Below are 20,763 nucleotides of genomic sequence, written 5' to 3' on the forward strand. Positions count from 1 at the left end.
CGCCCCCGCCCGGGTCTCCCGGGCGGGGGCGCCGCGCGTTCGCACCCCGCCGCACGGCCTGTCAGCGGCGTGTAAGTCTCGTCTCACCTGCGCGGAAGCGCCCCCGTGAACCGCTCCCCGGCCCCGTCACGGCCTTATTGTCTAAACGTCGAACGCCCCAGGGGCCGATGGGCGGCCCCTCCCTAAGGAGCCCTCATGACCGCGCCCGTCGTCCACTCGCTGCGCGAGCAGATCCGCGAGCACATCGTGGAGGGGATCGTCAGCGGGCGCTGGCAGCCGGGCGAGCGGATCGTGGAGCGGCGGATCGCCAGTGAGCTGGAGGTCAGCCAGACGCCGGTGCGCGAGGCGCTGCGCGAGCTGGAGTCGCTGCGGCTGATCGAGTCCGCGCCGAACAAGGGCGTACGGGTGCGGAACCTGACCGCGGCCGACCTGGAGGAGAGCTACCCGGTCCGGGCCGGCCTGGAGGCGATCGCCGCGGAGCTGGCGGCGCAGCGGCTGGCCGAGGACTGCTCGGCGCTGGAGCCGCACGTGGCCGCGCTGTACGAGGCGGACCGGGCGTCGGACGGGACCGGTCAGGTGCGGCACACGGTGGCCTTCCACCGCGAGCTGGTCCGCGCGGCCGGCAACTCCGTGCTGCTGCACACCTGGGAGGGCCTGGGCATCGAGGTGTTCACGGCGCTGTCGATCCGCTGGCTGGGGACGGTGCAGCAGTCGTACGCGGAGGAGCACGAGGAACTGGTGGCGGCCTTCAAGCGGCGGGACCCGCGCATCGCGGAGATCGTGAAGGCGCACGTGCTGGGCTGCGCGCCGCGGGCCTGAGGCGCCGTAGAGCCGAGGCGCCAGGGACCCGGGGACCCGGAACGGTGTGGTCCCGGGACGGTGCGGACCCGGGGCAGCGAGTTCCGGAGACGGTACGGGCCCGGGGCGTCCGCGCCGGGGGCACCGGCCGGCGCCCCTGAGCGCACATTCGCTCATACGCGGCCCCACCTGCGAAAACCTTTCGAAAACACGGCACGGGGTGCCTTCGCGCGAGACACCCCGTGCCGACTTTCTCGTGATCAAGAGATTTTCCCCCTCAACCCTTTGATCGATCATCGATCAGGGGGTTACAGTCGCCGACGGGCCGCGTCGCGGTGTCGTACCACGACTCCGCGGCAGAGCCCCACCGCCCTGTCCTGCCAAAGACAAAGGGCACCCCGAACCCCTGCCGATGAGGGAACCCCCTTCGACTGAGGAAGGCGGCGACATGACCGACCCCCACGCCATCCAGCCGAGCGCGCTCGACCAGCTCCCCGACCGGGACCCGGAGGAGACCGCCGAATGGCAGGCCTCCCTGGACGCGGTCGCCCAGGCGGCCGGGCCGCACCGTGCCGCGTACCTGATGCGGCGCACGCTGGAGCGGGCCGAGGGCAACGGCATCGCGCTGCCCAAGCTGCTCGAGACGGACTACGTCAACACCATCCCCACCGCCGCCGAGCCCGCCACGCCGGGTGACGAGGCGATGGAGGCCCGGATCACCGCCTGGAACCGCTGGAACGCGGCGGCCATGGTGACCCGCGGCGCGAAGCACGGCGTCGGCGGCCACATCGCCACCTTCGCCTCCGCGGCCTGGCTGTACGAGACCGGCTTCAACCACTTCTTCCAGGGCAAGGAGGCCGACGGCTCGGGCGACCAGCTCTACATCCAGGGCCACGCCTCCCCCGGCATCTACGCCCGCGCCTTCCTCGACGGCCGGCTGAACGAGGGCCACCTGGACAACTTCCGCCAGGAGGCGGGCGGCAACGGCCTCCCGTCGTACCCGCACCCGCGGCGGCTGCCCTGGCTGTGGGAGTTCCCCACGGTGTCCATGGGCCTCGGCCCGCTCTCCGCGATCTACCAGGCGCGCTTCAACCGCTACCTGACCAACCGCGGCATCAAGGACGTCTCCGCCTCCCACGTCTGGGCGTTCCTCGGCGACGGCGAGATGGACGAGCCCGAGTCGACGGCGGCCCTCGCGCTCGCCGCCCGCGAGGAGCTGGACAACCTCACCTTCGTCATCAACTGCAACCTGCAGCGCCTCGACGGCCCCGTCCGCGCGAACTTCAAGATCGTGCAGGAGCTGGAGGCCCAGTTCCGCGGCGCCGGCTGGAACGTCGTCAAGTCGCTGTGGGGCTCCGCCTGGGACGAGCTGTTCCGCCTCGACACCACGGGCGCGCTCGTGCGCCGCCTGCGCCAGGTGCCCGACGCCCAGGTGCAGACGTACCAGACGCGCGACGCCGCCTACATCCGCCGGGACTTCTTCGGCGCCGACCCGGCGCTCGTCGAGATGGCGAAGCTGCTGAGCGACGACAAGATCCTGGAGTGCTTCCACCTGTCCCGCGGCGGCCACGAGGCGCGCAAGGTGTACGCGGCCTACCGGGCGGCCGTCGAGCACAAGGGCGCCCCGACGGTCATCCTGGCCCAGACCGTCAAGGGCCACACCCTCGGTGAGGGCTTCGCGTCGAAGAACGCCAACCACCAGATGAAGAAGCTCTCGGTGGACGAGTTCAAGGCGATGCGCGACCTGCTGGAGCTGCCGATCCCCGACAGCGCGTTCGTCGACGGCGTCGTGCCCTACGGCCACCCGGGCGCCGGCTCCCCCGAGGTCCGCTACCTCCAGGAGCGCCGCGCGGCCCTCGGCGGCCCGGCCCCGGCCCGCCGCACGCACGCGCTCGCCCCGCTGCCCGCCCCCGCCGAGAAGGCGTTCGCCGCGTTCGACAAGGGCTCCGGCTCCCAGAACGTCGCCACCACCATGGCCTTCGTCCGGCTGGTCAAGGACCTGGTCCGCGACAAGGAGACGGGCCGGCGCTGGGTGCCGATCGTCCCCGACGAGGCGCGCACCTTCGGCATGGAGTCGCTGTTCCCCTCGCTCGGGATCTACTCCCCCAAGGGCCAGACGTACGAGCCGGTCGACCGCGACCAGCTGATGTACTACAAGGAGGCCGAGAACGGCCAGATCCTCAACGAGGGGATCACCGAGGCCGGTTCGATGGCCGACTTCATCGCCGCGTCCACCGCGTACGCCACGCACGGCGAGGCGATGATCCCGTTCTACATCTTCTACTCGATGTTCGGCTGGCAGCGCACGGCCGACCAGATGTGGCAGCTCGGCGACCAGCTCGGCCGCGGCTTCCTCGTCGGCGCCACGGCCGGCCGCACCACGCTGACGGGCGAGGGCCTCCAGCACGCCGACGGCCACTCGCCGGTGATCGCGGCGACCAACCCGGCCGCGCTGACGTACGACCCGGCGTTCGCGTACGAGATCGGCGTCATCGTCAAGGACGGTCTGCGCCGGATGTACGGCGAGACGGCGCCGGGTGAGGACCCGAACGTCTTCTACTACCTGACCGTCTACAACGAGCCGGTGCCGCAGCCCGCGAAGCCGGCCGCCCCCGGCATCGACGAGGGCATCGTCAAGGGCCTGTACCGCTTCAACACGGCGGAGTCCGCGGGTCTGTCCCCGGTGGCCGCCGCGCCGCGCATCCAGCTCCTGGGCTCCGGCACGGCGATCCACTGGACGCTGAAGGCGCAGCGGATGCTCGCCGAGGAGTGGGGCGTGGCCGCCGACGTGTGGTCCGCGACCTCCTGGACCGAGCTGCGGCGCGACGCGCTGGAGGCCGACGCGGCGCTGCTGCGCGGCGAGGAGCGGCTGCCGTACGTCCGCCGGGCGCTCCAGGGTGCCGAGGGGCCGGTCCTCGCGGTCTCCGACTACATGCGCCAGGTCCCGGACCAGATCGCGCAGTGGGTCGAGCAGGACTACTCGTCGCTGGGCGCCGACGGCTTCGGCCTGTCCGACACCCGTGACGCCGCCCGCCGCCACTTCGGCGTCGACGCGGAGTCCATCGTGGTGGCGGCCCTCGCCCAGCTGGCCCGCCGCGGCGAGGTCCGGGCGACGGCGGTGAAGGAGGCGCGGGAGCGCTACGGGCTGTAGGCCCGACCAGTGCGGCGGGAGGGGCACGGTGGCCACGGCCACCGTGCCCCTCCCGCCGTCCGGCCGTCCCCGCGCGCCGCCCGACGGGACGAGCCGGCCTGCCGGCCGGGGACCGGGCGGTGCGGGTCGTCCGGCGTCCGAGGGCGGGTCCGTCCGGGCCGGAGCGGAGGCCCGGGGGACGGCGGCCCCGGGGCCGGGACGGGAGGCGGCGGGGTCAGGCCCCCTCTGTCGGTGCCACCCGGCATCATGCGGGTATGCGTGCTGCCCGGCTCATCAAGATGGTGCTGCTCCTGCAGGGCCGGTCCGCCATGACCGCCGCCGAGCTGGCGCGCGAGCTGGAGGTGTCGGAGCGGACGGTCACCAGGGACGCCCAGGCCCTGTCGGAGGCGGGCGTACCGGTGTACGCCGAGCGCGGACGGGCCGGCGGCTACCGCCTGGTCGACGGCTACCGCACCCGCCTCACCGGCCTGGCCCGCGGCGAGGCGGAGGCGCTGTTCCTGAGCGGTGTGCCGGGCGCGCTCAGGGAGATGGGCCTGGAGGACGCGGCCTCGGCGGCCCGCCTGAAGGTGTCGGCCGCCCTGATGCCGTCCCTCAGGGACGCCCCGCGGACGGCGGCGCAGCGGTTCCACCTGGACGCGCCCGCCTGGTTCCAGGAGCCGCGGACGCCCCCGCTGCTGCCCGTGATCGCGGAGGCGGTGTGGGACGACCTCCGGCTCACCGCCCGGTACCTGCGGGGCGGGACGGAGGCCGTACGGGAGCTGGAGCCGTACGGGCTCGTGCTCAAGGCGGGCCTGTGGTACCTGTGCGCGCGGGTGGCCGACGCGGGGGCCTTCCGGACGTACCGCGTCGACCGGTTCACGGACGCGCGGGCCGGCGCGGAGCGGTTCGGCAGGGACGAGGACTTCGACCTGCCCGGCTTCTGGGCCCGGCAGGCGGAGCGGTTCGCGCGGTCGATCCTGCGGGCCGAGGTCGTCGTACGGCTCACGCCGGCGGGGCTGCGCCGGCTGCCGTACACCGTCGACCCGGTGGCCGCGCGGGACGCCCTGGCGACGGCCGGGGAGCCCGACGCGCGGGGGTGGGTGACGGTCACCCTGGGCGTGGAGTCCGAGGAGGTGGCGCACGGCCAGCTCACCGCGCTGGGACCGGAGGCGGAGGTGGTCTCCCCGGAGCCGCTGCGCCGCCGTTTCGCCGCGGACGCGGCCCGGCTGGCGGCGCTGTACCGTCCCTGACGACCGCCCGCACTCCGGGTGCGGCCCGCCCGTCCAGGCAGGATGCTGGGACGCGTGATGGACGAGACGGAGTTCTGGGAACTGGTCGACGCCACCCGCGAGGCCGCCGGAGGCGACCCGGAGGAGCAGGCCGATCTGCTGGTGGAGCGGCTGCTGCGGCTGGACCCCGACATGGTGCTCGACTTCGCCCGTCACTTCGAGGCCCGCTACAACCGGGCGTACACCTGGGACCTGTGGGGCGCCGCCTGGGTGCTGCTGGACGGGGCGAGCGACGACGCCTTCGACTTCTTCCGGTGCTGGCTGATCGGTCAGGGCCGGGAGGTGTACGAGGGGGCCGTGCACGACCCGGACGCGCTCGCGGAGCTGCTGGGCGAGTTCGACGAGGAGGTCGACGGCGACGGCGAGGATCTGGGCTACGCGGCCGACGAGGCCTACGAGCAGCTCACCGGGACCGTCGCCCCGGAACTGGGCATCGCGCCCGCCCCGGTGGAACCCGAGGGCACGCCGGTCGACTTCGAGAACGAGCGGGCGCTCGCGGAGCGGTTCCCGCGGCTGTGGGAGCGCTTCCGGGACTGACCGTGCCGCCGGGACTGACCGTGCCGCCGGGGCCGTCTGGGCCGCCGGGCCGCCGGGCAAGAGGCCGGGGCCGGGGTCAGGCCGTCGTGCGGCGGCGGCCTGCGTCCGACGGGAGGTACGCCTGCCGTTCGGCCCGCACGGCGTGGTGCGGCGGCGTCTCGTCGGCCCGCTCCGGGGCGGACGCGGTGGCCGCCGCGGGACCGGGGACGACCGCGGCGACGGCGCGGACGACCGTCCGGGGGCCGCGGAGGGCCCGTCGTGCGGCGGCCGCCGTTCCCTCCTCGACGGCGTGCGCGGTGCCGGTACCGCGCTTCAGGAGGTCGTCCACGCGGTTCGTGTCGTTCGTGTCGTTCACGCGGTTCGTGTCGCTCATCGTCCCCGCCCCGGCCGGATCGTGTCGGGCACGACCGTGGGAGACGGGGACGGGAGAACCCTGAGCGGCGCCTGAGGCGTTCCTGTGGACGTCCGGCCCTGGAGTCGGGCGGCCGCCAGCCGGATCTCCGGCAGCCGGGCGCTGAGGGCCGCGCCGGGGCAGCTGGTCATGTAGCCGTCCTTGTGGCCGGCGAGGACGGGCAGGGTGGCCGTGGCGCCCGCGGCGTACCGGCTGCCGCTGTTGCTGGAGGTGAGCCGGACGCTCCCGCGCGGGTCGACGTCCGCCAGGCCGAGCTTCCAGGCGGCGAGGGCCGCTATCGAGTCCACCATCGCCTGCGGCACGGGGACGCCCGCGGTGAACGTGCCGAGGGCGGCGATGCCGGCCGTGCGGTGGTTGAAGCCCTGGGTGTGCGCGCCGGTGACGGGCCGGTCGGTGCCGCCCGCCCGGCCCTCGTAGACGGTGCCGCAGCGGTCGACGAGGAAGTTGTAGCCGATGTCGTCCCAGTCGCGGCCGCCGGTCTGGCCCGTGTAGAGGTGGCGGATGATGCGGGGCGCGTCGGCGCAGTCGTAGCCGTTGGGCGAGTCGGTGTGGTGGACGAAGACGGCGACGACCTCGTCGTCGTAGCGCGGCGGCGGCTGGGCGCGTCCGGCGTCGGCCATCCAGGCCGAGCGCGGCACGATGCGCGGCCGCGCGGCGGAGTGGGCGGGGAGTTGCGCCGCGCGCCGCACGGGGCGGGCGGCCAGGGACGCCGTGGCGGCGTGCTCGACGCCGCCCGCGCACAGGCCCAGGGCGGCCACGGCGGCCAGTCCGGGCAGGCAGGCCAGGGCCACGAGGAGCGGACGCGGCAGCCGCGCCGGGCTCCACCCCCCGGGTCCGTGCGCGAACCTCTGCGCGAACCGGTGCGCGAACCGGTGCGCCGACCCTCGCGCGGGCTTCCGTCCGGGGCGGAGGACCTGTCGGATGGCACGCATGACCCCACTGTGGGGCGGTTCCGCCCCGCCCGCGACGTGTGCTGTGCCACCCGGTGGAACCGTCCTCCCGGTCCGCGGCGTTTTGCGGGGTGCACGCGCGCGTGGCCGGTCGGGGGCGGGCCCGCGCACGCGAGGCCGGTCACCGGGCCCGCCACCGCGTACCGGGGTCAGAGGACGGAGCGGCCCATGGACACGTCGTCCACGTACGCCCCGTCGAGGAGGAACTCCTCCGGCAGGACGCCCTCGACCACGAACCCCTCGGACTCGTAGAGCTTGCGGGCCGCGGTGTTGTGGCCGAGCACGCGCAGGGTGAGGCGGCGGGCGCCGCGCCGGCGGGTCTCCTCGACGGCCGCCCGCACCAGCGCGCGTCCGACGCCGTGGCCGCGTGCCTCGTCGGAGACGGCGAGGCCCTGGATCTGGCGCACGTGCGCGTTGCAGGCGAGTTCGGTGGGGCGCACGACGCGGACGTAGCCGACGACCCGGCCGGACACCTCCGCGACCAGGTGGTCCTCGGGGAGGTGGCGCGCGTCGAAGAAGGGGCCGTACGGCGGCTGCGGCCGCGGCGTGACGGCGTGCAGGGGCGACCAGGTCAGGGCGTCGATCAGGGCGAGCGCCGCGTCGTCGTCGGGCCGCGCGGGGCGTATGAGGGGGCCGGTCATGGGCGGCATCCTACGAGTCGGGCGGCTTGTCCCCGCGGGGTGCTCCGGGATCGCGGGCAGGATGGGTCCATGGAACGAACGCGAATCGCGGTGGCCGGCGCGTCCGGTCTCATCGGCAGCGCCCTGGTGCGGTCCCTGACCGCCGACGGGCACGAGGTGGTCCGCCTGGTGCGCCACGCGCCCCGGGGGGCGGACGAGGTGCGCTGGGACCCCGAGCGGGGGCGGGTGGACGCGGCGGGGCTCGCGGGGTGCTCCGCCGTGGTCAACCTGGCGGGGGCGGGGGTCGGCGACCACCGCTGGACGGACGAGTACAAGCGCCGGATCCACGACAGCCGGGTGCACGGGACGACCGCCCTCGCCGAGGCCGTCGCCTCGCTCGACGAGCGGCCGCGGGTGTTCGTGAACGGCAGCGCGATGGGCTACTACGGCGAGACGGGCGACCGGGCCGTCGACGAGAGCGCGCCGGCCGGCCGGGGCTTCCTGCCGGAGCTGTGCGTGAAGTGGGAGGCGGCGGCGGAACCGGCGCGGGCGGCCGGGGTGCGGACGGTGTTCCCCCGGACCGGGCTGGTGGTCTCGCGCGACGGCGGCGCCTGGGGGCGGCTGTTCCCCCTGTTCCGGGCGGGCCTCGGCGGGCGGATGGGCGACGGGCGGCAGTACTGGTCGTACATCGCGCTGCACGACGAGGTGGCGGCGCTCCGGCACCTGCTGGAGCGTGACGACCTGTCGGGGCCGTTCAACCTGACCGCGCCGGAGCCGCTGACGAACCGTGAGGTCACCGCGGCCATGGGGCGGGTGCTGCACCGGCCGACGCTGTTCCCGGTGCCGGCGCCGGTGCTGCGGGGGGTCCTGGGCGAGATGGCCGGGGACGTGCTGGGCAGCGCGCGGGTGGTGCCCAGGCGGCTGCTGGAGTCGGGGTTCACCTTCGCGTTCCCCGGGATCGAGGACGCCCTGCGGGCCGCCTGACGCCCCGTCGGGACCGTATGCGACCGCCGTGCGACCGTGCCCTGTCCGTGCGCGACTGCCCCCGACCGGTCACGGGCCTACTCTCGATCCGAACTCGGGTATCCAGTAAGCCAGTTGGGGGCATGACGTCTCCATCGGCCGCGCAACCTCGAGGAGGGGCACGTGCTTGAGCCCGCGTACCGGACGGACGTCGTCATCGTGGGGGCCGGGGTCGCCGGACTCTCCGCGGCGCATCGGCTGACCAGCGCAGGAGTGACGACCACGGTCCTGGAGGCCGCCCCTTGTGTGGGCGGCCGCATGGCGACCGAGAAGGTCGACGGCTTCCGGCTCGACCGCATCGGACAGCTGCTGTCCACGGCGTATCCCGAACTGGCCCTGGCCCCCGGGCTGGACGCGCTCACCCTGCGTCCCTTCGCCCCGGGGGTCCTGCTGCACAGCGACGGACGCCACCACCGCGCGGGCGCGCAAGCGGGCGCGGGGGGCGCAAGGGGCGCACTCCACGCCGTACGCGCCCTCGCCGCCGCTCCCCGGAGCGGTGCGCTGCCACGGCAGCGCACCGGATCGGCCGCCGCGGCGCCACGGATGCGGACCGGGGCGCCGCTGGGCTCGGCCGTGGACCAGGCCCGGCTCGGCGCCGCGCTCACCCGGCTCGCGGCCACGCCCGCCGAACGGCTGCTGCGCCGGCCCGAGGCGCCGGCCGCCGAGGCGCTCGCGGCACGCGGTCTGCCCGCCCGCACGATCGACGGCTTCCTGCGGCCGCTGCTCGCCGCGCTGCTGTGCGACCCGGACCTGACCACCTCCAGCCGGTGCGCGGACCTGGCGCTGCGCGCCTTCGCGGCCGGACGGCTGTGCGTGCCGGAGGGCGGGGCCGACGTCCTGCCCGAGCTGCTCGCGCGGACGCTGCCGCCGGGGACCGTGCACACGGGGGTGCGGGCCACCGCCGTCTCCACGACCTCGGTGACCACCGCCGAGCACGGCGAGTTCCGGTGCCGCGCGGTGCTGGTGGCGACCGACGCGCGCAGCGCGGCGGAGCTGCTGCCCGGCCTGCGGGTGCCCGGCTTCCACCCCGTCACGGTCCTGCACCACACGACGGACGAGCCGCTCCCGACCGGGGCCTCGCTGCTGCTGGACGCCGACCGGGGCGGACCGGTCGCCCACACGGCGGTGCTCAGCGCGGTGGACCCGAGCCGGGCCCCGGCCGGCCGCACGCTGATCTCCTCCACGGTGCTCGGGCCGCCGCCGGACGGCGTCGACGCGGCCGTCCGCCGGCACCTCGCGCGGCTGTACGGCACCCCGACCGGGCGCTGGGAGACGCTGGCCGTGCACCACACCGCCGAGGCCGTGCCGGTCATGCGGGCGCCGCACGACCTGCGCCGCCCGGTGCGGCTGCTGGCCGGGCTGTACGTCTGCGGCGACCACCGGGACACCAGCACGGTCCAGGGCGCGCTGCACTCGGCGCACCGGGCGTCCGCGGCGATCGTCTCCGACCTGGGAGCGGGGTCGCTCCACGCGGCCGAGCCGGCCGGGACGGCGCAGCGGGCGGCGTGAGCGGGCCGGCGGGCCGGGGCGGCGGGCAGGACCCTCCGCCCCGGCCCACCCGGTCCCCGGCCCGGCGGAACGGAGCGGGGAGCGCCGTCCGGTTTCCCTACCCCAGCGCCGCCACCCGGTCCCGGTACACCCTGGCCGGGGCCGCGTCGCGGTACGGCTCCAGACGGCGTTCGAAGTCACGGACGTACTCCAGCGCCCGCACCGACCGCATCTCCGTGGCCTGCCCCGCCGCCTCGGCGGCGATCTGGCAGGCCTGGTCGAGTTCGCCGAGGCCGAGGCGGGCGGTGGCGAGGACGATCCGGCAGAACAGGCGGCTGCGCGCGTACCCGGCGGGCCGCAGCCGCAGGGAGCGTTCGGCGTGCCGCGCGGCGGCCCGGAACTGCTGGAGATCGCGGTGGCAGTGCCCGAACTCGCCGGCCAGCTGCCCCTCGTCGAAGAACCGCGCCCAGAACGGCACCTCCTCCCCCGGCCTCGCCGCCTCCAGCGCCCGCTCGGCCCGCACCAGGGACGCCGTGCAGGCCCGCACCTCCCCGAGCACCGCGTGCCCGCGGGCCTCGACCGCGTGCAGCAGCGCCTGCACGGCCGGCGGCGCACCGGTGCCGACGCCCTGCTGCGCCACCCGCGCGAGCTGCACGGCCTCCCGTCCGTGGCCGAGGTACACGGCCTGGCGGCTCATGGTGACGAGGACGTAGGAGCCGTACGCCCGGTCCGCGGCCGCCTGGGAGAGGCGCAGGGCCTGGACGAAGTAGCGCTGGGCCAGGCCGTGCGCGGCGATGTCGAAGGAGGTCCAGCCCGCGAGGCGGGTGAGGTCGGCGGCGGCCCCGAACAGCCGGCGGCCGGTCTGCTCGCCGTAGCTGCCGCGCAGCATCGGCTCGCACTCGTGCTCCAGGTAGCGCACCAGGGCCTGGCGGGCGTGGCCGCCGCCGTACATGTCGTCGAGGGTGCGGAAGAGCTCGCCGACCGAGCGGAGCGCGGCGATGTCGCCGCCGGTGACCCGCCGGCCGGGGTCCCGCTCGGCCGTGCCGCGCGGCCGGGGCACGGCGGGCGGGACGGGAGGGGCGGGCGGGGCCGGCGGGCCGGCCGCGGGGGCGGTCTCCACCGCGGCGGGCCGGGCGGAGCGGGCGGCCGGACGGCCCTGGGCGGGCACGCGGGCGGCCGGGTCGCCGTGGGCCACCTTCTCGTCGGCCCGGCCGATCAGCCAGTCCCGGCTGGGCACGACCAGTCCGGCCGCGGTGAAGGCGATCTTGCGCAGTTCGGCGTGGCTGCCGGAGTCCTTGCGCCAGAGCCCGCTGACGATCTCGACGGCCTCCTCGGGGGTGGCGGCGAACTCCAGGCCCGCGTACACGGGGGCGCAGGCGTCCAGGCCGAGGTCCTGGGCGGTGAGCCGGCGGCCGAGGCGGCGGGTGAAGACCTCGGCGATGAGGGCGGGGGTGGTGCCGCGGGGCTGCTGGCCGCGCAGCCACCGGGTGACGGACGTCTTGTCGTATCTGAGGTCCAGGCCGTGCTCGAGGCCGAGCTGATCGACGCGTCGGGCCAGACCCGCGTTGGAGAATCCCGCTTCTGCGATGAGCGCGGCGAGCTGACGGTTGGGGATGCGCTGCGCGGGTCGTTCCGTCATCTGCGGTGCGGTCTCCTGCCTTCCGGGCCTGTGACGTGCCCGGATGAAGTGCCCTGATTGCGGTGATCAGCCCTGGTGGCCTCGTGAACGGCGCGAATGTAGCGGAGCGTGAGCAGGCGATCGCACATCTCGACGCTCATTCATCCGATCGTGTGAGAATTGCCCGCGGAGCTGACGCGTGACGGGCGGACGTACAGTGGCGTGGGGCGCGGTAGGGCCTGACGGACAGGTCCGGGTGACCGGCACGGGGCCCGCCGCACCGCCGCATTGCCGTACCGCCGTATCGCCGTATCGCCGTATCGCCTAGGGAGGCGCTTGCCGTGAGTGAGTTGCGGTTCGTTCGCATGGGCTTCGGAGCGGACGCCGTGGAGTACCGGGAGGCGTGGGACGAACAGCGCCGGGTGCACGCGGCGCGGTTCGCGGACGAGATCCCCGACACCGTGCTGCTGCTGGAACACCCGCCGGTGTACACCGCGGGCCGGCGCACGGCCGAGAGCGAGCGCCCCCTGGACGGCACCCCGGTGGTGGACGTGGACCGCGGCGGCAAGATCACCTGGCACGGCCCCGGCCAGCTGGTGGGCTACCCGATCCAGAAGCTCCCGCGCCCGGTGGACGTCGTGGCGCACGTGCGGCGGCTGGAGGACGCCCTGATCCGGGTGTGCGCGGAGTTCGGCGTCGCGACCTCGCGGATCGAGGGCCGCAGCGGGGTGTGGGTGCTGGGCGACCCGGTCGAGCGGCGGCCCTCGCTCGGCGGCCTCTCCCTCGACTTCGACCCCCGGCTGAACGACGAGGAGTTCGACCCGCGGCTGAACGGCCCGGAGTACGCGCCCTCCAACGCCGGCCAGCGCCGCGAGGACCGCAAGCTCGCGGCGATCGGCATCCGGGTCGCCAAGGGCGTCACGATGCACGGCTTCTCCCTGAACGTGAACCCGGACAACGCCTGGTTCGACCGCATCATCCCGTGCGGGATCCGGGACGCGGGTGTCACCTCCCTGGCCGGCGAGCTGGGCCGGGACGTCACCGTCGACGAGGTGCTGCCGGTCGTCGAGCGGCACCTGAGGGACGTACTGGAGAACGCGGAGCTGAAGCCGCGGGAGATCGAGAAGGCCGCCGTCTAGCGGGACGGCGCCCGGCCCCGGGGGGAATGGCGCCCTCGGTCTCCGGGTTGGCCTCACCGGTAGGGCTCAACAAACACGGGCGTACCCTGGTGTACGCCGAAGAATCGAAGCTACAGGGAGCCGGTCGTGTCCGCAGTCGCACCCGACGGACGCAAGATGCTGCGCCTGGAGGTCCGCAACAGCCAGACCCCCATCGAGCGCAAGCCCGAGTGGATCAAGACCCGGGCGAAAATGGGCCCCGAGTACACGAAGATGCAGAACCTCGTGAAGAGCGAGGGCCTGCACACGGTCTGCCAGGAAGCCGGCTGCCCGAACATCTACGAGTGCTGGGAGGACCGCGAGGCGACCTTCCTCATCGGCGGCGACCAGTGCACGCGGCGCTGCGACTTCTGCCAGATCGACACCGGCAAGCCCGAGGCGCTGGACCGCGACGAGCCCCGCCGGGTCGGCGAGTCCGTGGTGACCATGGACCTGAACTACGCCACCATCACCGGCGTCGCCCGCGACGACCTGGAGGACGGCGGCGCCTGGCTGTACGCGGAGACGGTCCGCCAGATCCACGCGCAGACCGCCGGCCGCGAGGGCGGCCGCACCAAGGTCGAACTGCTGGCGCCCGACTTCAACGCCGTCCCCGAGCAGCTGGCGGAGGTCTTCTCCGCCCGCCCCGAGGTCTTCGCGCACAACGTCGAGACGGTCCCGCGGATCTTCAAGCGCATCCGTCCGGGCTTCCGGTACGAGCGCTCGCTGAAGGTCATCACCGAGGCCCGGGACTTCGGCCTGGTCACCAAGTCCAACCTGATCCTCGGCATGGGCGAGACCCGCGAAGAGGTCAGCGAGGCGCTCCGGCAGCTGCACGAGGCGGGCTGCGAGCTGGTCACCATCACGCAGTACCTGCGTCCCTCCGTGCGCCACCACCCCGTCGAGCGCTGGGTGAAGCCGCACGAGTTCGTGGAGCTGAAGGAGGAGGCCGAGCAGATGGGCTTCTCGGGCGTCATGTCCGGACCGCTGGTACGGTCCTCCTACCGCGCCGGACGCCTGTACCGGATGGCCGTCGAGAAGCGCGGTTCCTTCGCGGCCGTCCAGGCCGTCTGACACTCCGTCAAGCGCCCCTGGCGGCAGGCCGGAAGCGCCCGTGTGTGAATTCGCGCACAAGCGATTACCCGCCAGTACAGTCCGATACGACGCGGTCCTGACCGTCCTCGCAGATGAGGGCGTACGTCAGGGCCGCGTCAGCATTTCGGCCCCCCGCACCCAGGCTTCATGGGTGTTTGACCGGTCGGTCACGCCCTGGTAACACCAAACAGTGACGCTGGTGTCACACCCCGCAGACCACCGCAGACCCGTGCCGAGCCGCTCCCGAGGGGGACCCCCGCCATGCAGGCCGCGCCCGTTCGCGCCCACGCGATCCCGACCATCACCGACGCCCTGCGCGCCGTCGAGTCCCTGCTCATGAGCAGTGGCCAGCGCACCGCCCGGCGCAACGCCTGGACCTCCGTGCTGGAGGACCGCCGTCGCGCCAAGGACCGCTTCGAGGCGCAGCGCGTCCTCGAAGAGGTCACCTCCGTCCGCCTCTGACCGGCCCCGGCCCCGCCTCCGTGCCGTCTGCGGGCCACCTCGGGGCCGCCTCGGGGACATCTCCGGGGCACTGCCGTCGTCGGTGCTCCCGGGGCCACGTAGACTGCGTGGCATGGCGAGGAAGGACACGGCGGCGGACGCCGCTAACCCCGGGCGACTGAAGCAGATCGCCCTGACCTACAAGATGACCCGCAAGGCCGACAAGAAGATCGGTCTTGTACTCGCGGCTGTCGGAATCGTCACCTTCGGTGTCTTCCTCGCGATCGGTTTCCTGATCGGTCACCCCATCTATCTCGGCATCCTGGGCTTCCTGCTCGCCTTCCTCGCGACGGCGATCGTGTTCGGGCGCCGGGCCGAGCGGGCGGCCTTCGGGCAGATGGAGGGCCAGCCGGGCGCTGCCGCGGCGGTGCTCGACAACATCGGCCGGGGCTGGACGACCACCCCCGCGGTGGCGATGAACCGCAGCCAGGACGTGGTGCACCGCGCGGTCGGCAAGGCCGGCATCGTGCTGGTGGCCGAGGGCAACCCGAACCGGGTGAAGAGCCTGCTGGCCGCCGAGAAGAGGAAGATGAACCGCATCGTCGCGGACGTCCCGGTGCACGACCTGCTCGTCGGCACGGGTGAGGGCCAGGTCGAGCTGAAGAAGCTGCGGACCACCATGCTGAAGCTGCCTCGGGTGCTGACCGGTCCCCAGGTGACCACCACCAACGACCGGCTGCGCGCCATGGGCGACCTGATGAGCAACATGCCGCTGCCGAAGGGCCCGATGCCCAAGGGCATGCGCCTGCCGAAGGGCGGACAGCGGCCCCGCTGACCCTCCTCCCCGTACCGCACGAAGGGGCGCCCGGAACCATCCGGGCGCCCCTTCGTCATGCCGTCATGCCGTCGTATCGTCGTGACCGCCGCGGGGCGGTCGCGCCCGCCCCTGCCGTGACGCCTGCTCGCGCCGGACGCCGGGCGCTCGTCGGTAGCGGGGCGCCCGTGCGGTGAGCTCGTACCGCGGCGTCCGTGCCGTGGCGCGCGCCCGTGCCGTGGCCCCGTGCCGTGGACGCGCCCGTGCCGTGGCGCGTCCGTCAGAAGCGGACCTCGACCGTGCGGGCCACGCGGTCGTGGAGGCCCCGGCCGTCGCGGTCCCAGACCAGGGCGGGGACGGCGAGGCAGAGCAGGACCGTGCGGGCGGCCGCGCGCAGGGGGCTGACGGTGCCGGTCCCGAGGGCCACCACGCGCAGGCGGAACAGCCGCTTGCCGGGCGTGAAACCGAGCGTGCCCACCGTGAGGAGACTCATCACGAGGAAGATCAGCAGGGCCCAGTTGCTGGTCGCGGGGCCGTAGCCGTGCGTGATCAGGCTGTATGCGATCAGGACGCACAGGCCCCAGTCGACGGCCAGTGCGCCCAGCCGCCGGCCGGGACGGGCGATCGAGCCCGGCCCCTCCTCCGGCAGGCCCAGCTGCTCGCCCCGGTATCCGAAGTCGGCGCCGGCGTCCTCCATGGCCGCGCGGGGCCCGGACAGCCACGATCCGATTGCTTGCCTGTTGTCCACCCGTCCACGGTACTGCGCCCCCTTTCGCACGGGGGACGGCGGGGTGCGTCGGCGTTACGGTGGAACCGGGCCCGTTAACTTCTGCGAAACAAACGGGTCACGCCCGGGAAATCACCCGTCCTTAGGGTCGACGACAGCGTGTGCCACCGCACTGGCCGCACGAACGAACTACCACCCCGGCTCGACGGCCGGGAGTAGGAGGAGCTGGATGTTCCAGAACGCCGACGAGGTCAAGAAGTTCATCGCGGACAAGGACGTCAAGTTCATCGACGTCCGGTTCTGCGACCTGCCGGGCGTCATGCAGCACTTCTCGCTGCCCGTCGAGGCGTTCGACCCGGACGAGGAGCTGGCGTTCGACGGTTCGTCGATCCGCGGCTTCCAGGCCATCCACGAGTCCGACATGGCGCTGCGCGCCGACCTGTCGACGGCACGCGTCGACCCGTTCCGCCGCGACAAGACGCTGAACATCAACTTCTTCATCCACGACCCGATCACGGGCGAGCAGTACTCCCGTGACCCGCGCAACGTCGCGAAGAAGGCCGAGGCGTACCTGGCGTCGACCGGTATCGCCGACACGGCCTACTTCGGCCCCGAGGCCGAGTTCTACGTCTTCGACTCCGTGCGCTTCAAGACGTCGGAGAACGAGTCCTTCTACCACATCGACTCCGAGGCGGGCGCCTGGAACACCGGTGCGCTGGAGGACAACCGCGGTTACAAGGTCCGCTACAAGGGCGGCTACTTCCCGACCCCGCCGGTCGACCACTTCGCCGACCTGCGTGCGGAGATCTCCCTGGAGCTGGCCGCGTCCGGCCTCCAGGTCGAGCGCCAGCACCACGAGGTGGGCACCGCCGGCCAGGCCGAGATCAACTACAAGTTCAACACGCTGCTCGCCGCGGCCGACGACCTCCAGCTCTTCAAGTACATCGTGAAGAACGTCGCCTGGCGCAACGGCAAGACCGCGACCTTCATGCCGAAGCCGATCTTCGGCGACAACGGCTCGGGCATGCACGTGCACCAGTCGCTGTGGAGCGGCGGCTCCCCGCTGTTCTACGACGAGGCCGGTTACGCGGGCCTGTCGGACATGGCCCGCTACTACATCGGCGGCATCCTCAAGCACGCCCCGTCGCTGCTGGCCTTCACCAACCCGACGGTGAACTCGTACCACCGCCTGGTCCCCGGCTTCGAGGCCCCGGTCAACCTGGTGTACTCGCAGCGCAACCGCTCCGCCGCGATGCGCATCCCGATCACGGGCTCGAACCCGAAGGCCAAGCGGGTCGAGTTCCGCGCGCCCGACGCCTCCGGCAACCCGTACCTGGCGTTCTCCGCCCTCCTCATGGCCGGTCTGGACGGCGTCAAGAACAAGATCGAGCCGGCCGAGCCGATCGACAAGGACCTCTACGAGCTGGCTCCCGAGGAGCACGCGAACGTCGCGCAGGTCCCGACCTCGCTGTCGGCCGTCCTGGACCGCCTCGAGTCCGACCACGAGTTCCTGCTCGCCGGTGACGTCTTCACGCCCGACCTGATCGAGACGTGGATCGACTACAAGCGCACGCACGAGATCGCGCCGCTCCAGCTGCGTCCGCACCCGCACGAGTTCGAGCTGTACTTCGACGTGTGATGTCGCCCCGGGTCAGAGCGGTTTTCCGCTCCCCTGGGCCGCGTGTGGTCCGTCGGCCGTGCCCTTCCTCGCCGGAAGGGCACGGCCGTCGGCCTGCCGGGCCGCGCCCCCGTTCCCGGTTTCCCGGGGCGGGGGCGCCGTCGTATGGTTTCCGGCACAACTGTTCGACAAGGGTGACGGGGAGAGACGGGGATGTCCCGACAGGACGACGCCGAGCGGGAGTTCGACCTCGCGTGGGCGGACAGCGCGGAACACAAGGAGCCCTCGGCGCGGGCCCGCATGCTGGCCGCCCGCTGGAAGGAGAACCCGCCCGAGCCGCAGCCCTTCCGGGCCGCCCCCGGCCCGCGGGCCCCCCGCCGGTCGTCCTGGGTGTCGACGGCGATCGTGCTGGGCTGTGTCGCCGCGGTGATCCTGCTGCTGGGGTACGCGCGGTTCCGGGCGCCCTACTAGGGTGTGTCTGACAATTCCCGCCGGGCGCGCGACGCCTGGCACGGCACCTCGCCGCGTTGTCGGATCACCCGAGTACACCCAGTACACGGGCGACCCTCCGCCTTGCGATGCACCGCACCAGACGCCGCGCGCTGATCCGACGCCAATTGCCGGACACGCCCTAGGGCGTGTCCGTTCGGATCGGGCCGCGGCGGACGCGGGGCCCGGCCCGTGCTTCCCGCGAGGGCGTGCCGCCCGCGGTGCCGAAGGCCGCCGGTGTCGCCCGGCCTTCGGCCGGGAGGTGTCCCCGCCGGGCCGCCGGACGTCCGCGCCGCCGTCCCGTCGGGCCCCGTCCCTCCCCGTCAGCCGCCCGGCTCCGGCCTGAGGGTGATGCCGCCGTCGGCGGAGGGGCCGGTGGGCGGGCGGAAACCGGAGGTGATCCGGGCGAGGAGCGCGGACATCCAGCGGGCGTCCGCGGGCGGGGCGTGCCACAGGCGCATCCGCCGGGCCCGGAAGGGGACGATCCGCAGGGCGACGAGCCGGCCGGTGTCCGGTTCCAGGGTGGCGAGGTGGGCGGGCCGCAGGTCGTCCCGGTACTCCTCGTAGCCGGTGATGCCCTCGTAGTCGTCGATGAAGTCGCCGCAGCCGTGCAGGACGAGCTTGCCCCGGTGGACCTCCAGCGGCCGGATGTGGTGCGAGGAGTGGCCGTGCACCAGGTCCACCCCGCCGTCGACGAGCGCGCGGGCGAAGGCCGTCTGCTCACGGGGGACGGAATACCCCCAGTTGGAGCCCATGTGCACCGACACGACCACCAGATCCCCGGGCCGCTTCACCTGCCCGACCCGTCGGGTCACCGCGTGGGCCGCGGCGTCCGTCGGCCCGTCCGCGAAGGCGACGCCGCTGCGGTCCGCCGTCGCCGCCCAGGCAGGGGGGACGCCGCTGGAGGGCAGGGCGACGGAGAGGACCAGCAGCCGGGTGCCCGGACCGAGCGGGACGACGGCCGGCCGGCATGCCTCGTCGGCGTTCCGTCCCGCCCCCGCGGTGCGCAGCCCGGCCCCGGCCAGGGCGTCGAGCGTCTCCGCCAGGCCCGGGCGGCCGAAGTCCAGGACGTGGTTGTTGCCCAGGACGCAGACGTCGGGGCGGGCGGCGGTGAGGCAGGGCAGGTTGGCGGGGTTCATCCGGTAGTGGACCTCCTTGCCCGGCGCGAACCCGTCGTGCCGGGTGACAGCCGTCTCCAGGTTGATCACCCGGGCGTCGGGGGCCGCCTCGTCGAGCAGCGGCAGCGCCTCTCCCCACGGCTCGGCGAAGCCGGCCGGCACCGTTATCGGACCGTGGGCCGCCTCGGCCAGCTCCACGTAGCCGCGGGCGTCCTTGACGTACCGCTCCCGCAGGGCCGGGCCGCCGGGGCACGGGAGGATCTGGTCGACGCCCCGGCCGAGCATGACGTCACCGCAGAGGAAGAGCGTGAGCAGGTCGCCGCTCATGCCTCCATGCTAGGACCGGGCGGAGCCGGCCGTCGGTGAAGGAGCGGTGGCGCAGGAGCGGCGGCCGTGGTCGTACCGGGCCGGGGCCGCGAGCCTTTGCCGCTTCCGGAGCGGACGACGACCGCGTCATGGGAGGCGGCGGTGCACACTGGCAGTGGGGCGAGTGCCTGACCGTGGGTGGTGGTACACATGCGGAGTCGGTTTCGCAGCGACCGCGGGCTGACCGTGCGGATGACGGTCACGCTGTTCCTGCTCGGGCTGCTGTACGTGGCGTTCGTCGCCGCGCTGATCGTGCTGCTGAAGTCGTGGGTGCTGGTCGTCGTGATCGCGGCGGGCGTGCTCGGCGCGCAGTACTGGTTCTCCGACCGGATCGCGCTGTTCGCGATGCGGGGGCGGGTGGTGGAGCGGGAGGAGTATCCCGAACTGCACGCCGTGGTCGACCGGTTGAGCGCGCTGGCGGACATGCCGGGGCCGGTGGTCGCCGTGTCGGAGATCGACATGCCGAACGCGTTCGCCACCGGGCGCGACGCCGATCACGCGGTGGTGTGCGTGACCACCGGGCTGCTGCGGCGGCTGGAGCCGGCCGAACTGGAGGGTGTCCTCGCGCACGAGCTGTCGCACGTGGCGCACAAGGACGTCGCCGTGATCACGATCGCCTCGTTCCTCGGCGTGATCGCGGGGCTGATCGTGCGGTTCGCCTTCTACAGCCAGCTCTTCGGCGGCGGGCGCAGGGACCAGAACACCGCGGTCGTCTTCGCGGCCGTCATGGGTGTCTCCGCGGCCGTGTACGCGCTCAGTTTCCTGCTGATCCGGGCCCTGTCCCGGTACCGGGAGCTGGCGGCGGACCGGGCGGCGGCCCTGCTGACCGGCCGGCCCTCCGCGCTGGCCTCCGCGCTGACGAAGGTCACCGGGGACATCGCGCGGATCCCGTCGAAGGACCTGCGGACGGTCCAGGCGTTCAACGCGTTCTACTTCACCCCGGCGCTGGGCTCCGAGCCGGGTCTCGCACAGCTGTTCTCCACCCACCCGAGCCTGGAGCAGCGGCTGGCGCAGCTGGGGCGGATCTCGGCCGAACTGGGCGAGGCGGCCACCCCGGGGAGGGCGGACTGACC

General features: G+C 73.8%; 19 protein-coding genes. 13 read left to right on the plus strand and 6 right to left on the minus strand.

Annotated features, from left to right (window positions below):
* The first annotated feature begins 195 nt into the window (after window positions 1-195).
* The 4 genes from ACF09K_RS23520 to ACF09K_RS23535 all read left to right on the plus strand — a co-directional run bounded on the left by ACF09K_RS23520 (window position 196) and on the right by ACF09K_RS23535 (window position 5,754).
* A complete protein-coding gene (locus tag ACF09K_RS23520; RefSeq protein WP_366060811.1) occupies window positions 196-819 on the plus strand; it encodes a GntR family transcriptional regulator in 624 nt (207 codons plus the stop codon).
* 427 nt (window positions 820-1,246) lie between these two features.
* On the plus strand, window positions 1,247-3,949 hold the full coding sequence (gene aceE, locus ACF09K_RS23525; RefSeq protein ID WP_392246376.1) for a pyruvate dehydrogenase (acetyl-transferring), homodimeric type: 2,703 nt from the start codon (window positions 1,247-1,249) through the stop codon (window positions 3,947-3,949).
* Window positions 3,950-4,203: 254 nt separating this feature from the next.
* Window positions 4,204-5,178, plus strand: a complete 975-nt coding sequence (locus ACF09K_RS23530) for a helix-turn-helix transcriptional regulator (RefSeq protein ID WP_392246378.1) — start codon at window positions 4,204-4,206, stop codon at window positions 5,176-5,178.
* 57 nt (window positions 5,179-5,235) lie between these two features.
* Complete coding sequence (locus ACF09K_RS23535; protein WP_392246444.1) at window positions 5,236-5,754, plus strand: DUF4240 domain-containing protein; 519 nt, start codon at window positions 5,236-5,238, stop codon at window positions 5,752-5,754.
* A 76-nt stretch (window positions 5,755-5,830) separates the two neighbouring features.
* Here ACF09K_RS23535 and ACF09K_RS23540 read toward each other — a convergent pair whose 3' ends face one another.
* The 3 genes from ACF09K_RS23540 to ACF09K_RS23550 form a co-directional block, all read right to left on the minus strand.
* A complete protein-coding gene (locus ACF09K_RS23540) occupies window positions 5,831-6,127 on the minus strand; it encodes a hypothetical protein (RefSeq protein ID WP_392246379.1) in 297 nt (98 codons plus the stop codon).
* Window positions 6,124-7,098 carry a peptidoglycan recognition protein gene (locus tag ACF09K_RS23545; protein WP_392246381.1) on the minus strand — a complete coding sequence of 325 codons (975 nt, stop codon included), beginning with the start codon at window positions 7,096-7,098 and terminating at the stop codon, window positions 6,124-6,126. The genes ACF09K_RS23540 and ACF09K_RS23545 overlap by 4 nt, the downstream gene beginning before the upstream one ends.
* A 167-nt stretch (window positions 7,099-7,265) precedes the next feature.
* Window positions 7,266-7,757, minus strand: a complete 492-nt coding sequence (locus ACF09K_RS23550; protein ID WP_392246382.1) for a GNAT family N-acetyltransferase — start codon at window positions 7,755-7,757, stop codon at window positions 7,266-7,268.
* 69 nt (window positions 7,758-7,826) lie between these two features.
* On the opposite strand from ACF09K_RS23550, the gene ACF09K_RS23555 reads away from it, so the two are divergent.
* Both ACF09K_RS23555 and ACF09K_RS23560 read left to right on the plus strand, forming a co-directional pair.
* Window positions 7,827-8,720, plus strand: a complete 894-nt coding sequence (locus tag ACF09K_RS23555) for a TIGR01777 family oxidoreductase (protein ID WP_392246384.1) — start codon at window positions 7,827-7,829, stop codon at window positions 8,718-8,720.
* 162 nt (window positions 8,721-8,882) lie between these two features.
* Window positions 8,883-10,268, plus strand: coding sequence for an NAD(P)/FAD-dependent oxidoreductase (locus ACF09K_RS23560; RefSeq protein ID WP_392246385.1), 1,386 nt, complete (start codon window positions 8,883-8,885; stop codon window positions 10,266-10,268).
* A 97-nt stretch (window positions 10,269-10,365) separates the two neighbouring features.
* Here ACF09K_RS23560 and ACF09K_RS23565 read toward each other — a convergent pair whose 3' ends face one another.
* Window positions 10,366-11,886, minus strand: a complete 1,521-nt coding sequence (locus tag ACF09K_RS23565) for a regulator (protein ID WP_392246386.1) — start codon at window positions 11,884-11,886, stop codon at window positions 10,366-10,368.
* A gap of 320 nt (window positions 11,887-12,206) precedes the next feature.
* Between ACF09K_RS23565 and lipB the strand changes: the two genes are divergently transcribed.
* The 4 genes from lipB to ACF09K_RS23585 all read left to right on the plus strand — a co-directional run bounded on the left by lipB (window position 12,207) and on the right by ACF09K_RS23585 (window position 15,393).
* Window positions 12,207-13,004: a lipoyl(octanoyl) transferase LipB gene (gene lipB / locus ACF09K_RS23570; RefSeq protein ID WP_392246388.1), complete on the plus strand. Its 798-nt coding sequence runs from the start codon at window positions 12,207-12,209 to the stop codon at window positions 13,002-13,004.
* A gap of 126 nt (window positions 13,005-13,130) precedes the next feature.
* The gene (gene lipA, locus ACF09K_RS23575; RefSeq protein WP_392246390.1) at window positions 13,131-14,096 is read left to right on the plus strand and encodes a lipoyl synthase; all 966 of its coding nucleotides are present in this window, start codon (window positions 13,131-13,133) and stop codon (window positions 14,094-14,096) included.
* 282 nt (window positions 14,097-14,378) lie between these two features.
* Entirely contained in the window at window positions 14,379-14,579 is a 201-nt protein-coding gene (locus tag ACF09K_RS23580) for a hypothetical protein (protein ID WP_392246391.1), read from the plus strand.
* Between the two features lie 112 nt (window positions 14,580-14,691).
* Window positions 14,692-15,393, plus strand: a complete 702-nt coding sequence (locus tag ACF09K_RS23585) for a DUF4191 domain-containing protein (protein WP_382790202.1) — start codon at window positions 14,692-14,694, stop codon at window positions 15,391-15,393.
* A gap of 259 nt (window positions 15,394-15,652) precedes the next feature.
* Here the strand turns inward: ACF09K_RS23585 and ACF09K_RS23590 are convergent, their stop codons facing one another.
* A complete protein-coding gene (locus ACF09K_RS23590) occupies window positions 15,653-16,120 on the minus strand; it encodes an RDD family protein (protein WP_363087127.1) in 468 nt (155 codons plus the stop codon).
* A 208-nt stretch (window positions 16,121-16,328) separates the two neighbouring features.
* On the opposite strand from ACF09K_RS23590, the gene glnA reads away from it, so the two are divergent.
* Together glnA and ACF09K_RS23600 are read left to right on the plus strand one after the other, a co-directional pair.
* Window positions 16,329-17,738: a type I glutamate--ammonia ligase gene (gene glnA, locus ACF09K_RS23595; RefSeq protein ID WP_392246393.1), complete on the plus strand. Its 1,410-nt coding sequence runs from the start codon at window positions 16,329-16,331 to the stop codon at window positions 17,736-17,738.
* A 192-nt stretch (window positions 17,739-17,930) separates the two neighbouring features.
* Window positions 17,931-18,188, plus strand: coding sequence for a hypothetical protein (locus tag ACF09K_RS23600; protein ID WP_392246394.1), 258 nt, complete (start codon window positions 17,931-17,933; stop codon window positions 18,186-18,188).
* A gap of 341 nt (window positions 18,189-18,529) precedes the next feature.
* Here ACF09K_RS23600 and ACF09K_RS23605 read toward each other — a convergent pair whose 3' ends face one another.
* Entirely contained in the window at window positions 18,530-19,651 is a 1,122-nt protein-coding gene (locus ACF09K_RS23605) for a CapA family protein (protein WP_392246396.1), read from the minus strand.
* A 189-nt stretch (window positions 19,652-19,840) separates the two neighbouring features.
* On the opposite strand from ACF09K_RS23605, the gene htpX reads away from it, so the two are divergent.
* Window positions 19,841-20,761 (plus strand): zinc metalloprotease HtpX, encoded by a 921-nt coding sequence (gene htpX / locus ACF09K_RS23610; RefSeq protein WP_392246397.1) that lies wholly within the window; start codon window positions 19,841-19,843, stop codon window positions 20,759-20,761.
* Window positions 20,762-20,763: the final 2 nt, after the last annotated feature.

The sequence above is a fragment of the Streptomyces sp. NPDC014882 genome, assembly GCF_043081325.1.
In the GTDB taxonomy this organism is placed as follows: domain Bacteria; phylum Actinomycetota; class Actinomycetes; order Streptomycetales; family Streptomycetaceae; genus Streptomyces.